At 68.2% G+C, this 14,279-nt stretch carries 12 protein-coding genes and 2 tRNA genes; 7 read left to right on the plus strand and 7 right to left on the minus strand.

Annotation, left to right across the window (positions count from 1 at the left end):
- Positions 1-834: 834 nt before the first annotated feature.
- Together WDW90_RS18455 and WDW90_RS18460 are read right to left on the minus strand one after the other, a co-directional pair.
- Positions 835-1,740: a DMT family transporter gene (locus WDW90_RS18455; protein WP_336488894.1), complete on the minus strand. Its 906-nt coding sequence runs from the start codon at positions 1,738-1,740 to the stop codon at positions 835-837.
- A gap of 753 nt (positions 1,741-2,493) precedes the next feature.
- Positions 2,494-3,795 (minus strand): MFS transporter, encoded by a 1,302-nt coding sequence (locus WDW90_RS18460; RefSeq protein WP_336488895.1) that lies wholly within the window; start codon positions 3,793-3,795, stop codon positions 2,494-2,496.
- A 675-nt stretch (positions 3,796-4,470) separates the two neighbouring features.
- Here WDW90_RS18460 and WDW90_RS18465 point away from each other — a divergent pair.
- On the plus strand, positions 4,471-5,418 hold the full coding sequence (locus WDW90_RS18465) for a pseudouridine-5'-phosphate glycosidase (protein WP_336488896.1): 948 nt from the start codon (positions 4,471-4,473) through the stop codon (positions 5,416-5,418).
- Positions 5,419-5,440: 22 nt separating this feature from the next.
- Here WDW90_RS18465 and WDW90_RS18470 read toward each other — a convergent pair whose 3' ends face one another.
- Both WDW90_RS18470 and WDW90_RS18475 read right to left on the minus strand, forming a co-directional pair.
- On the minus strand, positions 5,441-5,590 hold the full coding sequence (locus WDW90_RS18470) for a DUF1127 domain-containing protein (protein WP_336488897.1): 150 nt from the start codon (positions 5,588-5,590) through the stop codon (positions 5,441-5,443).
- 343 nt (positions 5,591-5,933) lie between these two features.
- A tRNA-Lys gene (locus WDW90_RS18475) sits at positions 5,934-6,009 on the minus strand.
- 159 nt (positions 6,010-6,168) lie between these two features.
- On the opposite strand from WDW90_RS18475, the gene WDW90_RS18480 reads away from it, so the two are divergent.
- Positions 6,169-7,221, plus strand: coding sequence for a hypothetical protein (locus tag WDW90_RS18480; RefSeq protein WP_336488898.1), 1,053 nt, complete (start codon positions 6,169-6,171; stop codon positions 7,219-7,221).
- A gap of 70 nt (positions 7,222-7,291) precedes the next feature.
- Here the strand turns inward: WDW90_RS18480 and tgt are convergent, their stop codons facing one another.
- Together tgt and queA are read right to left on the minus strand one after the other, a co-directional pair.
- Positions 7,292-8,443: a tRNA guanosine(34) transglycosylase Tgt gene (gene tgt / locus WDW90_RS18485; protein ID WP_336488899.1), complete on the minus strand. Its 1,152-nt coding sequence runs from the start codon at positions 8,441-8,443 to the stop codon at positions 7,292-7,294.
- A complete protein-coding gene (gene queA, locus WDW90_RS18490) occupies positions 8,443-9,543 on the minus strand; it encodes a tRNA preQ1(34) S-adenosylmethionine ribosyltransferase-isomerase QueA (protein WP_336488900.1) in 1,101 nt (366 codons plus the stop codon). The genes tgt and queA overlap by 1 nt, the downstream gene beginning before the upstream one ends.
- A gap of 152 nt (positions 9,544-9,695) precedes the next feature.
- Between queA and WDW90_RS18495 the strand changes: the two genes are divergently transcribed.
- Both WDW90_RS18495 and WDW90_RS18500 read left to right on the plus strand, forming a co-directional pair.
- Positions 9,696-10,004 (plus strand): hypothetical protein, encoded by a 309-nt coding sequence (locus tag WDW90_RS18495; protein WP_431311069.1) that lies wholly within the window; start codon positions 9,696-9,698, stop codon positions 10,002-10,004.
- A gap of 101 nt (positions 10,005-10,105) precedes the next feature.
- The gene (locus WDW90_RS18500; RefSeq protein ID WP_336488902.1) at positions 10,106-10,993 is read left to right on the plus strand and encodes a cation diffusion facilitator family transporter; all 888 of its coding nucleotides are present in this window, start codon (positions 10,106-10,108) and stop codon (positions 10,991-10,993) included.
- Between the two features lie 13 nt (positions 10,994-11,006).
- On the opposite strand, the gene lipB is transcribed toward WDW90_RS18500, so the two are convergent.
- Positions 11,007-11,738 (minus strand): lipoyl(octanoyl) transferase LipB, encoded by a 732-nt coding sequence (lipB, locus tag WDW90_RS18505; RefSeq protein ID WP_336488903.1) that lies wholly within the window; start codon positions 11,736-11,738, stop codon positions 11,007-11,009.
- Positions 11,739-11,811: 73 nt separating this feature from the next.
- Between lipB and WDW90_RS18510 the strand changes: the two genes are divergently transcribed.
- The 3 genes from WDW90_RS18510 to WDW90_RS18520 all read left to right on the plus strand — a co-directional run bounded on the left by WDW90_RS18510 (position 11,812) and on the right by WDW90_RS18520 (position 14,051).
- Positions 11,812-12,117, plus strand: coding sequence for a FliM/FliN family flagellar motor switch protein (locus WDW90_RS18510; RefSeq protein ID WP_336488904.1), 306 nt, complete (start codon positions 11,812-11,814; stop codon positions 12,115-12,117).
- A 120-nt stretch (positions 12,118-12,237) separates the two neighbouring features.
- Positions 12,238-12,322, plus strand: a tRNA-Leu gene (locus WDW90_RS18515).
- A 304-nt stretch (positions 12,323-12,626) separates the two neighbouring features.
- The gene (locus WDW90_RS18520; RefSeq protein WP_336488905.1) at positions 12,627-14,051 is read left to right on the plus strand and encodes a helix-turn-helix transcriptional regulator; all 1,425 of its coding nucleotides are present in this window, start codon (positions 12,627-12,629) and stop codon (positions 14,049-14,051) included.
- Positions 14,052-14,279 lie beyond the last annotated feature (228 nt).

Consider the following 14,279-nt stretch of genomic DNA (forward strand, 5'->3'; position numbering starts at 1 on the left):
TCCGCTTACGCGAATTTCCCGAGGCCTCGCGCGCGCGAAGATGGGCTTATGGAACCCGCGTGGTTTCTACGGATATCGGCGCCACTCACCGGAGCGCAGGCTGGCCGCGCGCCCTGGCACGCGATGATCCGGGGTGGCAGGCACCAGCCGCGCGCGCTCTCCCTCTTGGCATGTCGCGGTCGGTGCCCCGGCGCCATAAGGGCACTTACGCGAAGGGAAGCGAGCCGATTATGCGGATTCGCCTGCCGCGTTCCAGCTGGGGAGCGATCAGTGCAATCTCTCGGTCAGCCCAGGCATGATGCGCCCTCTCGGCCCATACTGGTCAAGGATCAGCTCGCATAACTTAGGTTTATTCTTCTCCTTTTCTAACTCAATCATGACAACGGTGACTAGAGACTGGAATTCTTTTTAAAAAAATCTTCGGACTTCATCCCAGCATCCTTGAGTTTTGTAAAGGTCTCTACATTATCTACTTTCAGATTTTTGCAGGAATATTGTGCCCACGTTAAAGACCCAAATGTCGTCGCGTACCTTGTAAATTCCATGGATTTGGCAATAGCTGGCGTAGAAGCGCCAGCTAGGATGATCGCCAACAGTACAGCCTGCTTCGAGGGTAGCTTCCCGGTACACCACGGCATTTGCCATTATAGGCCGGACTCACGTTGCCATCATGATAGGAGCGTCCCCGTACGTCCGCCGGGAAAGCCGGCAGCAGCCTCCTTTCAGGAGAGGCTTGGAGGCTGGGCGCTTACGCGCCCTGAGTGGTGCCATAACTCCCCTTACGCGAACGGAAACGCGCTGATTATGCGAATTCCGCGGCCTCGCGTGGTGTCCCTAACGTGCCCATTGCGCCATGACCACGCAGGTCAGAACGCCGAACGCGGCCACGAGTGTGGGGCCAGTAACCGCCTCTCCCAGCAGCAACCAGCCCCAGACCAGCGAAAGAACAGGCTGCGCGAGCTGAAGTTGGCTGATCCGCGCAACGCCGCCCAAAGACAGGCCGCGATACCAGGCAAAGAAGCCGGCATTACTGACCACACACAAATACGCGAATCCAGCCCAAGCAGCAGGCGTCGCGTGCGTGAGCAGCACGACGTCCACTCCGACCAATGTGATCGGCACCGAGATGGGCAGTGCCATAATAAGGGCAAGGCACATGACCTGCACGCCCCCCAACTCCCGAGCTAGCGCCCCCCCCTCGGCGTAACCCAGCCCGCAGATCACAACGGCAGCGAGCAGAAGCGCATCCGCCCACTGGAAGCTGCCCCCTCCTTGCACGAAGGCAAAGGTGAGCACGCACGCGACGCCAGCCAGAACAGCGATCCAGAACCGCAGCGAGGGGTGCTCCCCCGCGCGGAACACCGCCATGACTGCGGTGGCTGCCGGGAGCAGGCCTGCAACGACAATGCCGTGTGATGCAGGCACGTGAGTAAGGGCCAGTGAAGTGAGTAGAGGAAAGCCCAGCACGACCCCGGCCGCGACCACCGCGAGCCGTGGCATCAGTCGGAAAGAGGGCAACGGCTGTCGCATGATCGCGAGCGTGAGCAATGCTAGAACGCCAGCGACGGCTGCCCGACCGATTCCGACGAAACTTCCCGCCAGTCCCCCAGCCACGGCCAAGCGGGTGACCGGCAGCGAGACCGAGAAGGCGAGCACGCCGAGCCCCCCCCAGGCTAGGCCTCTGGCTTGAACTCGGCTCGGATTGGCTTTGAGGATTGAGGAGCACGGAGGTGGGCTCATAGGAACCGGATAGGGCTGTCACCCTGGTCGCGGGCGTGCTTTGGCGGGTCGTGGCCGAGGTAGTGACCTCCGTTACCTCGGACGATACAGGGCAGCGCACCAACACGTTCAGCCGTTCGCAGCGGCGCCGGCTCGAACAGGAGAGAGGCGGCTTGCTCATCCCGACCCCTCGCCTTGCTTCGGTTACGGCGAAGCGTTGCCAGGAGAGTCACCTGGATCCGGAGAACTAGCAACCAAACAATCTAGATCAAATGGAAACAAAACACTTGACACTACTGTGTGATTGGATGGCCCCTTTTTGTACGGATACTGCCATGCATTAACGAACACTATCAGACATTTATATTCCCTAAAAATTTCGATTTTAATTGGATGATAACAGCTCAGGGTAGCGCTGCCGGCCGGCAGGGAGTGCGGAGCTAGGCTAGCGCTCTCAGCTAAGCGTAGGGCCCCAGGTCCGCACCTGCTGCGCGGCCACCATTGCAAGCGGCCGTTCCAACAGGTTCCCGGAACTCAGGCCGAGCCCGTTTCGAGCTCCGAGATCGACGTGTATAAAACGGCAGCGGAATGATCCACAGGGGCAAGCCCTACTGGAACACAGGTTCTTCCAAGTCAACATTCTGCTCGCACATCATCAACGTCGCACCGACGCGAAGTACTCAATGAAGTGCATTCCATCTTTGGTCTGACGTGGATCGGTAAGGCTTGTTCGATCCCCACCTTGTGCCGAGCTGGAGCGTTAGGTCAGGCGCTTCAGTGCGAGACGTTTTCCAGGACCTTGCCGCGGGTCTCGACGCCGAGGGTCACGACGAGCATGGCGGCGATCAGGAAGCCGCCCGCGCCGACCTGGAAAGCGACGGCCGGTCCGTAATTCTGCACCAGAACCGGCACGATCATCGGCCCGAGGATCGCCCCGATCCGCCCGAAGGCCGAGGCAAAGCCTGCTCCGGTCGAGCGGGCCCGGGTCGGGTAGAGTTCCGGCGTGTAGGCGTAGAGGCAGCTCCACATGCCGAACATGAAGAACTGCATCACGAAGCCGGAGACGAAGAGCCAGGTCTGGTCGGTGGCGTTGCCGTAGAGGTAGGCCGCCGCGGCGGAGCAGATCAGGAAAGCCGCCGTGGTCGCCTTGCGGCCGATCTTCTCCAGAAGCAGCGCTGCGGTGAAGAAGCCGGGGATACCGCCGATCGTGATCAGGGTGACGAAGCCGACCGAGCCAACGATAGAAAAGCCTTTCTCCTTGAGGAGCACCGCGATCCACGAGTTGAGCCCGAAGAAGCCGATCAGCGCGAAGAACCACATTCCGAAGGCCATCACGGTCCGGAGCCGGTACTCGGGCGAGAACAGGGTCGCGATCGGGTTCTGGTGCGGCGTGGGTATCGCTGCGGCAGCGAGGTGTGGCACCGGCGGCAAAGGTTTTCCGGTGCACCTCATCACCTCGGTCTCCATCATCGTCATGACAGCATCAGCCTCCGCGTGGCGGCCGTGATCGGCAAGCCAGCGCGGCGACTCGGGCATAGAGCGGCGTACCAGCAGCACCACGCCGGAAAGCAGGCCGACGACCACGAAGGCCCAGCGCCAGCCAAGATAGGGCAAGATGAAGAAGCTGATCGCGCCCGACAGCACGTAGCCGATCGCCCAGAAGCCTTCCATGAAGGCGATGTACTTGCCGCGAACGTTGGCAGGCACGATCTCCGACACCATCGCCTGCGCGACCGGCGCCTCGCCACCGACGCCGACGCCGATCAGGAAGCGACAGACCATCAGGGCGGTGAGGCTCCAAGCAGCCGCCGCCGCGAGGCTGGCGAAACCCCAGACGAGCATTGTGCCTTGGAAGACCATCTTGCGTCCGAAGCGGTCAGACGCTGTGCCGGCCAGGATGTTGCCGACCAGCTGGCCCGCAAAGGTCATGGCCGCGAGCTGGCCGGCTTGCGTCGGGGTGAGGCCGAACGCGACCACGATCGAGCCGAGCAGGAAGGTGAGGAGCGCAACGTCGACCTGATCGACGAGCCAAGCCGAGGCGATGATGGCGAAGATTTTGCGCTGATAGGCTGTCATTGGCAGCCGTTCGAGGCGCGCGGCGATATTCGATGTAGTGGCGCTGGTCGCCGGAACTGACGGGATGCCTTCGGCGAGGGCATCAGCAGGGCGACCAGTGGCAAACTGCATCACGTCTCTTTCTTTATATCGCGTCGCAAGGGCATTGTGCGTTCGTAGATTTTTACCTCAAATTTAAAAATTTCAATCTACTTATTTCTTGCGCTTCCACTAATAACTTTTTATAAATTCTTCACCAATCAAATTTATAGTGCATATACTAGAAATCTATCTCGTGTAATTGTGGTTTATAGATCTAATCTCTGCTTCCGTACGCATCTGACCTGTCTTTGCAAGATCCGATGTTAGTTCAGGAGATGTTATGCCGGGCGGTTCCGTCCCTCGCCAATATATTTTCTGTCTATTCATATAGACAGGCTCTATGTTCCATAGCGCCCAACCCGCGAATGTCCGCTGTGGAGATGCCGCCGGGGTGGGCTGAACGGCTGGAATGGGCGCAAAGCAGAAGGGCTGCTTTCTGGCGACGGGCCAACTTCCGTTCGTGATGCACAGCGGAACTTTGGAGCCGCAGATCCAGCAGTGCCACGTGAGACGTGCAATGCACCACATCCGTACTTCTCGCCCTTGCGGATGAAACCTACGATGCGGAAGGGCTGTCTCTGCGGAGCGACCGCCATGCCTCACCCGCTCATCGACCTCGCCCCGGATGTGCGCGCGGCCCTCGACGCCGGCGCCCCCGTCGTGGCGCTCGAATCCACGATCATCACCCACGGCATGCCCTATCCTCAGAACGTCGCCACCGCGCGTGACGTGGAGGCCGTGGTGTGCGCGAACGGGGCGGTGCCGGCCACCGTCGCGGTCATCGGCGGGCGCATCCGCGTCGGCCTGCCCGACGAGGTTCTGGACTGGCTCGGCACCGCGACGGACATCCTGAAGCTGAGCCGGGCCGATCTGCCCTACGCCGTCGCGGCCAAGCGGCACGGGTCCACCACGGTCGCCGCGACCATGATCTGCGCGCACCTGGCCGGCATCCGGGTGTTTGCCACGGGCGGCATCGGGGGCGTCCACCGCGGCGTGGAGGCGACGCTCGACATCTCGGCAGACCTCGATGAACTCGCCCGCACGCCCGTGGCGGTCGTCTGCGCCGGTGCCAAGGCGATCCTCGATCTGCCCCGCACCCTCGAGTACCTGGAGACGCGCGGCGTCCCCGTCGTGAGCTACGGCACCGATCGCTTGCCCGCCTTCTGGAGCCGCGACAGCGGGCTGCCCTCGCCGCTGCGTCTCGACACGCCGGACGCGATCGCCGAGTTGGTGCGGACCAAGGAGGCGCTGGGCTTGGGCGGCGGGATCCTCGTGGCGAACCCGGTGCCGCAGGCCGACGAGATCCCCGCCGCGGAGATCGCCGGGCTGATCGAGGCCGTCTTGGCCCAGGCCGATGAGGCCGGGGTCACCGGCAAGGCGGTGACGCCCTTCCTTCTCTCCCGCATCCTTGCGTTGACGGGCGGCCGCAGCTTGGTCACCAACATCGCTCTCGTGAAGAACAACGCGGCGCTCGCCGCCCGCCTCGCCGTGGCGCTTCAGGCTCCATCGACCGGAAAGTCCCCGGACCACGCGGCGGCCTGACCCGCTGAGCCGCGGCCGCGCCTCACCTCCAGAGGCGGGCGCAGTGCTCGGCGAGCTCGTAGCGCCACAGGCCGATATCCTCGAGCAAACGGTCGTCGAGGGCCGCGAGCTCCTGATACGCTCTGCGCCGTTCGCGCCAGAGGTGAACGGAGCGGGTGATTGAGGCCAGCATGGTGTGATCTCCAGATCAGTGGCCACTGGGCGCGCGAAGCGTGCGGGCTGATCTGTGAGGCTGGTCACGCTGGCGCTCATCGGCGTCCTGAGCGACGCCAGGCCAACTTCTGTCGGGCGCTGCCCGAGGTGGCAGGGCGCCCGGCTCTGCCGCGCTCCGCGTCCTTCCAAGGCCGCAACAATCCGGCTGGGGAATCATCCTGCGCGCGTTATGCGCGAGAGCATCCCCGTGAAAGGAGCGACTGATGGGTAGAGGCTTGGTCTGACGTTACCCGTGGCGTTACCCGCGTCCCAACTCAAGTGCGGCCAATGCCCGAAAATTCCACTTAAGTGACTGAAATGATTGGTGAGCGCGCTGGGACTCGAACCCAGGACCTACAGATTAAAAGTCCGTTGCTCTACCAGCTGAGCTACGCGCTCGCATCCGCCGCGCGTCGGGCCGTCGGGCCGGGCATGGAGGAAGGCGTGGCCCGCAATAGGCGAGCGGTCCCATGGGGTCAACCGCGCGGGTGCGGTGCGGGCGAGGCGGCGCGCCGGTCCGCCCTGCGGCTGCCACGGTCGCGTGAGAGGGCGCGCGCGATGACGACGCACCCGCCCTACCCGGCCGCGCATTGGCGCCGCTTCGCCCTCGCCTTCGCGGCCGCCGCCGTTGGGCTCGGCTGCGCGGCGGCGGGGTTCATCGCGGCGATGGACCCGTACGGCCTGCGCGCCGGGCCGGGCCGGGCGCCGGGACCGATCATGGATCTCAACCAGCGCTTCATGTACCCGCAGATCGTGCGCGGGGGCGCCTACGACGCCGCGGTCTTCGGCACCTCGACCGCCCGGCTCCTCGATCCGCGCGATCTCGACGCGGCCTTCGGGGCGCGCTTCGCCAACCTCGCCATGAACGCCGCGACGCCCTTCGAGCAGCGGGCGCTCGCCCGCCTGTTCCTCGGCCGGGACGCCGTCACGGTCGTGATCTTCGCCCTCGACGCGACGTGGTGCGCGGCCGACGCCGATCGCCGCCGCCTCACCTTCCGGCCCTTCCCGCCCTGGCTCTACGAGCCCGGCACGCCGCTTGGCACGATCCGGCAGGTGAACTGGCAGAGCCTCGCCACGGCGGGCCGCGTCGCGCTCCACCGCCTGGGGCGCGCGCCGGCCCGCATCCGCGGCGACGGCTACGCGGTCTTTACCCCGCCCGAGGCGAGCTACGACGCCGCCCGCGCCGCCGCCCATATCCACGGCGGCAACGCTTCGGCTGAGGAGGCGGCGGACGGGGCATCCGCCGAGGAGGACGCCGGGATGCCGGCGCTCGCCTGGCTCGACGGGCTGCTCGCAAGCGTGCCCGCGAACGCCGTCAAGCTCGTGGCCTTCATGCCGGTCCACGCGGCGGCGCAGGGGCGGCCGGGCACGCCGCAGGGCGCGCGCGAGGCGGCCTGCAAGGCGGAGGTCGCGGCGATCGGGCGCCGCCGCGCGGCGACGGTGGTGGATTTCCGCATCCCCTCCCCGGTCACCACCCAGGACGCGAACTACTGGGACGCCCTGCATTACCGGCTGCCGGTGGCCGGCCGTGTCGTCGCGGGCCTGCGCGCGGCGCGCGAGACCGGCGCCGACGATCCGAAGGGGTTCTACCGGGTGCTCGCCCACCCCTGACACCGCGCGGCACCCGGGCGAGGCCGAGACCCGCGTCGACGGCGATCGTCCGGATCTCGGACGACGGGTGCTATCCGGCGCCCCGCTCGGCCTCGGCCCGCGCCCAGGCCTCCCGGGTCTCGCCCGCGAAGTCGGCGAGCCGCCCAGCGGCGATCGCCCCGCGCATCCCGGCCATCAGGTCCTGGTAGTAGGACAGGTTGTTCCAGGTCAGCAGCATCATGCCGAGGATCTCGTCCGAGCGGACGAGATGATGCAGGTAGGCGCGGGAATAGTCGCGGGCGGCGGGGCAGGACGAGGCCTCGTCGAGGGGGCGCGTGTCCTCGGCGTGGCGGGCATTGCGCAGGTTGATCCGGCCGTGGCGCGTGTAGGCGAGGCCGTGGCGGCCGGCACGGGTCGGCATCACGCAGTCGAACATGTCGACGCCGCGCATCACCGCCTGGATCAGGTCGTCGGGCGTGCCGACCCCCATGAGGTAGCGCGGCCTGTCGGCCGGCAGGTGCGGCTCGACCGTCTCGATCATCGCGAGCATGACCGCCTGCGGCTCGCCGACGGCGAGCCCGCCGATCGCATAGCCCTTGAGGCCGAGATCGACGAGGGCGCGGGCGCTCTCAACGCGAAGCTCAGGGCTGTCGCCGCCCTGGACGATGCCGAACAGCGCCCGGCCCGGCTGCTCGCCGAAGGCGACGCGGCAGCGCTCCGCCCAGCGCAGGGACAGGCGCATCGCCTTGTCGACGACGGCGCGCTCGGCCGGCAGGCGCACGCACTCGTCGAGCTGCATCTGGATGTCGGAGCCGAGGAGCCCCTGGATCTCGATCGAGCGCTCGGGGCTCATGCGGTGGGTCGAGCCGTCGACATGCGACCGGAAAGTGACGCCGTCCTCGTCGATCTTCCGCAGGGCAGACAGCGACATCACCTGGAATCCGGCGGAATCGGTGAGGATCGGCCCGTCCCAGCGCATGAACCGGTGCAGGCCGCCGAGGCGGGCCATCCGCTCGGGGCCGGGGCGCAGCATCAGGTGGTAGGTGTTGCCGAGCACGATGTCGGCGCCGAGGTCGCGGACCTGGTCCGGGTACATCGCCTTGACGGTGGCGGCGGTGCCGACCGGCATGAAGGCCGGCGTGCGGACGACGCCGCGCGGCATCGTGATGGCGCCGGTGCGGGCGGCGCCGTCGCGGGCGTGGACGCGGAAGGCGAAGTCGGCGGTCGGGATCGCGTCGGGCATCAGGACCCCTCGGCCGGGAAGAGCAGGCTCGAATCGCCGTAGGAGTAGAAGCGGTAGCCCGCCGCGATGGCGTGCGCGTAGGCCGCCCGCATCGTGTCGAGCCCCGAGAAGGCCGAGACCAGCATGAACAGGGTCGAGCGCGGCAGGTGGAAGTTCGTCATCAGCGCGTCGACCGCGCGGAAGCGGTAGCCCGGCGTGATGAAGATCTCGGTCGGGCCCGAGAAGGCGCGGAGCCGGCCGTCCGGATCGGCTGCGCTCTCGAGGAGCCGGAGCGCCGTGGTGCCGACCGCCACGATCCGGCCGCCGCTCGCGCGGGCCCGGTTGAGGGCCTCGGCCGTGCCCGCGTCGAGGTGGCCGACCTCCGCGTGCATGCGGTGGTCGGCGGTGTCGTCGGCCTTGACCGGCAGGAAGGTGCCGGCGCCGACGTGCAGCGTCACGGTGCGGCGCGAGAGGCCGGCCGCGTCGATCGCGGCGAGGAGCGCGTCCGAGAAATGCAGCCCCGCGGTCGGCGCCGCGACGGCGCCGGGCTCGGCCGCGTAGACCGTCTGGTAGTCGGTGGCATCCCGGGCATCGGCCGGGCGCTTTCCCGCGATGTAGGGCGGCAGCGGCAGGGTGCCGAGCGCCGCGATCCGCTCGTCGAGGATCGGCCCCGAGAGGTCGAAGCGGAGCAGGATCTCGCCGCCCTCGCCCTTCTCGACGAGTGTCGCGGCCAGGCCGCCGAGCTCGCAGGGCGCGCCCTCCCGGTGGTCGCCGAAGCGCAGGATGTCGCCGGGGCTCAGGCGCTTGGCCGGCCGCGCGAAGGCGCGCCAGCGATCCGGCGCCTCGCGCAGGTGCAGCATCACCTCCGCGCGCAGGCCCGTGGCCCCGGGGCGGGTGCGGATTGCCTGCAGGCGGGCCGGGATCACGCGGGTGTCGTTGAACACGAGGGCGTCGCCCGGGCGCAGCAGCCCCGGCAGGTCGCGGACGGCGCGATCCTCCAGCGCGGCCTGAGCGGGCGCGCCGGGGCGCACCACGAGGAGGCGGCCGGCATCGCGCGGGCTCGCGGGCCTGAGCGCGATGCGCGCCTCCGGCAGGTCGAAATCGAACAGGTCCACACGCATGGGCGCCCCATGCACGCTCCGGCGCGCGCGATCAATGGTGCCCGCGACGCGCAAGGCCGGGCCGCCGGCCGGCAGGCGGTCGCGCCCGGCGCGGACTTGACCGCGGCGGCCAGGCCGCCACCATGCGGGTCTCGACGGGACGGGAGGGAGCCGTGGACGATCGCCGGACGAGACGCCGCGCCAGGGTCACCCTGGACTCGCAGCTCGTGAGCTACTGGGACCGCGAGGCGGCCCGGCTCGACGCGCTGGCCGAGGCCGCCAGGTTCGGCTGGATGGCCCGCCGCTACCGGCGCAAGGCGGTCCAGGCCCGGGCCCAGGCCGAGCGCAGCCGTGCCCGCGAGGCGGCGCGGGGCGGGACCTCCGAGCCGGCGCCCGCCGCCGCGGCGAGTGCCGCGACCGCGGACCCGCCCACCGTGCCGATCGGCCGGCCGCCCGATGCCACGGACGCGACCGGCGCCTGACCGCTCCCTATAGCCCCGGCTAAGACCTTTGCCGTGGCCTTGCGCGGGGGGCGGCCTGTAGGGGCTCGTCCGGCCGCCGCCGGAAACCCCGCGTACACCCCATGGACCGCACCCAGAAAGCCGCGCTCGCCGGCGCCGCCATCGGCAGCGTCGTCACCGCCCTCAAGTTCGGGGCGTGGTGGCTCACGGGCAGCCTCGCGCTCTACTCGGACGCGCTCGAGAGCATCATCAACGTGGTGGCGGCGGCCTGCGCCTTCGTGGCCCTGCGGGTGGCCGCCTCGCCGCCCGATGCCGATCACCCTTACGGCCATCACAAGGCCGAGTACTTCTCGGCCGTCATCGAGGGCGCTCTCATCATCGTGGCGGCCCTCCTGATCCTGCGCGAGGCCGCCTCCGGCATCCTGGCGCCGAGGCTGGTCGACGCGCCGGTGCTCGGGCTCGCCGTCAACGCGCTCGCCACCGTGGTCAACGCGGCCTGGGCGGCGGCGCTGATGCGCCGCGGCCGGGCCTGGCGCTCGCCCGCGCTAGTGGCGGATGCCCGCCACGTGCTGGCCGACGTCTTCACCTCGGTGGGCGTGCTGGTCGGCGTCGCGCTGGTCGCCGCGACGGGCGTGCTCGTGCTCGACCCGATCGTGGCGGGCCTCGTCGCCCTCAACATCCTGTGGTCAGGCTGGGGCATGGTGCGCGAGTCGATCGACGGGCTGATGGACCGGGCCGCGCCGGCCGAGATGGTGGGGCAGATCCGCGAGCTGATCTCGGCCCACGGCGCGGGCGCGCTCGAGGCCCACGACGTGCGCACCCGCCACGCCGGTCAGGCGACCTTCATCGACTTCCATCTCGTGGTGCCGGGCGAGATGAGCGTGCAGACCTCGCACGCCATTTGCGACCGGCTGGAACAGGCGATCGAGGCGGCGATCGCGGGCGCCGTCGTCGTCATCCACGTGGAGCCCGCCGAGCACGCCAAGCAGCACGGCGTGCCGGTGCTGTGACCCGGCCCCGGGATCAGAGCCCCGGCGGCTCGGCCGGCACCGTCTCGCCGAAGACCCGCACGAAGGCCGCGCGCAACTGCATGTCGACCTCCGCCATGCTGACGAGGTGGCCGAGATCGACGAGGCTCGTGACCCCGTGGCCCCGGATGCCGCAGGGCACGATGCCGGAGAAGTGGGAGAGGTCCGGCTCCACGTTGAGGCTGATGCCGTGGAAGCTGACCCAGCGCCGGACGCGGATCCCGATCGCCGCGATCTTGTCCTCGACGCCCGCGCCCCGCTCGGGGCGCCGCACCCAGACCCCGACGCGGTCCTCCCGCCGCTCGCCCCGCACGTTGAAAGCGTCGAGCGTGGCGATGATCCAGGCTTCGAGGGCGGACACGTAGGCGCGCAGGTCCGGCCGGCGCCGGTTGAGGTCGAGCATCACGTAGGCGACCCGCTGGCCGGGCCCGTGATAGGTGAACTGGCCGCCCCGCCCCGTGCGGTGCACGGGGAAGCGCCCGGGCTCGACGAGGTCGGCCTCGCGCGCCGACGTCCCGGCCGTGTAGAGCGGCGGGTGCTCGACGAGCCAGACGCACTCGGCCGCCTCCCCCCGGGCGATCGCGGCGGCGCGGGCCTCCATGGCGGCGACCGTCGCCTCGTAGGGCGCGGGATGGTCGACGACCGACCACGCGACGGCGCCCGAGCCGGCCCGCGGCAGGAAGCGGCCCGGCCGGGTGGCGAGGCGGGAGGCGGGATCGTTTACCAAGATTTCACCATGATGCGCGGAAGGTCTGCGGCGGGGCTGGCCCGTTGCCGGCCGGTTGCGGGGCGTGCAGGGCGTGGCGGTTCTCGAAGACCTCAAGGTCGATCTCACCGTGGTGCTCGGGCGCAGCCACATGCCGCTGCACATGCTGCTGCGCATGGGCCGCGGCGCCGTGATCGAGCTCGAGGCGACCGAGACCGATATGGTCGAGATTCTCGCCAACGACCACCCGATCGCCCGCGGCCAGATCGTCGTGACCGGCAACCGCATCTCCGTGGAGGTGACGGAGCTGATCCGCAAGGCCGAGGTGCTGCGCAGCCCCGGCGTCACCATCGGCGACGGGGCGGTGCCGGTCCTGGAGATGAGCGACGAACCGGGCTGACCGCGCAACGCGGCGCTTGTCGGGGCGGATTCGATCTGTTATCCGCTGCGCCGCTCACCACGGAAACGGCCTGCGGCGCAGGCGGCGACCGGGAGAGCGCCGGACCCGACGGGTTCCGATGCGGCCATGGCGGAATTGGTAGACGCGCTAGCTTGAGGTGCTAGTCCCGCGAGGGGTGGAGGTTCGAGTCCTCTTGGCCGCACCAACCTGATTGTGTTGGTGCTTTCCCTCTGATTTTCCCGAGTTTGGCGGCGAGCCGACCGGGTTTCTGCAGAATTTTTCGCAAGTCACGCTCACTTGGCATTCCTGCGGTGGGCATCGAGCTTGACGATCGCGCTCTGCGCGAGGCCCCCCGCCCGGTCCACGCAGACCTCCCGGATCTCCTTCACCGGTGCGAGCGCGCGGATTGTGACGGTCGCGATCTCCGGGGGCGTGCAGCTGCCCTCGGACGGGATCGCGACGGCCGTGCTGCGCAGGCCTCGGGCGTTCAGGCCTTGGACGTGCAGGCCTTGGACATGCAGGCCATCGGCGATCGGCGCCTCATCGAAGGCGGCTTTTCAATAATCGCTTCGCGGATGCCAATCTCGAGGGCGGTTTCCGGCGGACGGAATTGGATGTGGGCCGAGCGATTCCGTGAGCGAGCCAGTTGTCGCCGCGAGCGTCGGATCGGAGAGAGCAAAAACCGATGTCAGCTCGGCCCAGTGAAGTACCGATACTCGATCATCCCCGCGAATGTACGTGAGTGCTGCCGCTGCGCCACATCTTCGCGGCGCATTGGCAGTTATCATGAGCTAAACAGTCTCGGGCATGATCGAAAGATGAGCTTCGCCGCTTGGAATGCGATGGTCGAGACGATCTACACGACCGCCTCGTCCCCGAATCTATGGCCGAGGACCCTTCAAGCGATCGCGGAACTGCTCGATGCACGGGGCGCCTTGCTTCTCTATCGGCATGATGACGGCCGCTACGGCGCGATCGTCTCGCCCAACCTCATGGCCATGGCTCAGGAATACGAGCGGCACTGGCAACGTCTCGATGTGCGCGCCGAGCGCGTCTTCCGGGCCATTGCCGGCGGCTACCGCGACGTGCAGGCCGACCACCTGCTCTTCACCGATGAGGAGGTCGCCACATTGCCGATCTACCAGCACTTCCTCCTGCCGCACGGCATCTGCTGGGGCATGACGGTTCCCGTGTCGCCGTCTCCGGCCGTCAATGTCATCCTGACCGTGCTGCGGGCCAGCGAGAAGCCCGCCTTCTGCGACGCGCTCCAGGAGAAGCTCCTGGCGCTCAGCCGGCACGTGGAGCGCTCTCTCAGCCTCTCCATCCGGTTGATGGAGGCCGAGGCTGAGCGGGTGGGGCTGTCGGCGGCGCTCGATCGGATCGCGTGCGGGATTCTCGTACTGGGAGCAGGCCGGCAGGTGCTGCTCGCGAACCGGACCGCGGAGCGGCTGCTCGGCTCAGGCCTCGTGATGTCGGCTGGCTGCCTTCGCGCGACCGACATGGCCGTCCAGCAGCACTTTCAGGCGCTGTGCGCGTCCGTCGAGAGTGGCAGGTTTGCGGCAGCGGAATTCCGCAAGCCGCTGATCGTCCCGAACGGCGAGCGCGGCCTCATCGTGCAGGTCCTGCCCCTGCCTCGGCCGGACGGCATGCCCGCTCTGCGAACCGCCACGGCCATCGTGCTCCTGGAGGACCCCGACGGGAAGCGCCCGTTCGATCCGGCCATCGTGCGCGACGCGTTCAGCCTGACGCTCGGCGAAGCGCGTCTGGCGGCGCTCGTCGGCGCGGGCGTAGCGCCGACCGAAGCGGCCGAGACTCTCGGCATTGCGGGCGCGACAGCGCGCACGGTGCTGAAGCGCGTGTTCGAGAAGATGGGCGTATCGCGGCAGGGCGAGCTCGCGGCCCTGATGGGCAAGCTCTTCCTGCTGCGGCAATAATGCGTTCTCGGCCACTCGCCACCGGAATTCGGAGATCGGGATACCGGCCGTGCCGGACCTCCGCATCCGCCAAGTGCGCCTGAGCGCCCTCAGGCGATTGTCCGGCGGAGCTTCGGCGGCCGGATCGTGACGAGTTCACCTGTGTTCGGGTCAAGGACGACAATCGCCATGGCGCGCTGCCCCGCTCTGGATCCCGCACGGCCCCTGATATTCGCGTTGACGGAAGTT

Origin of the sequence: Methylobacterium nigriterrae (assembly GCF_037106235.1) — a bacterium.
In the GTDB taxonomy this organism is placed as follows: Bacteria; Pseudomonadota; Alphaproteobacteria; order Rhizobiales; family Beijerinckiaceae; genus Methylobacterium; species Methylobacterium nigriterrae.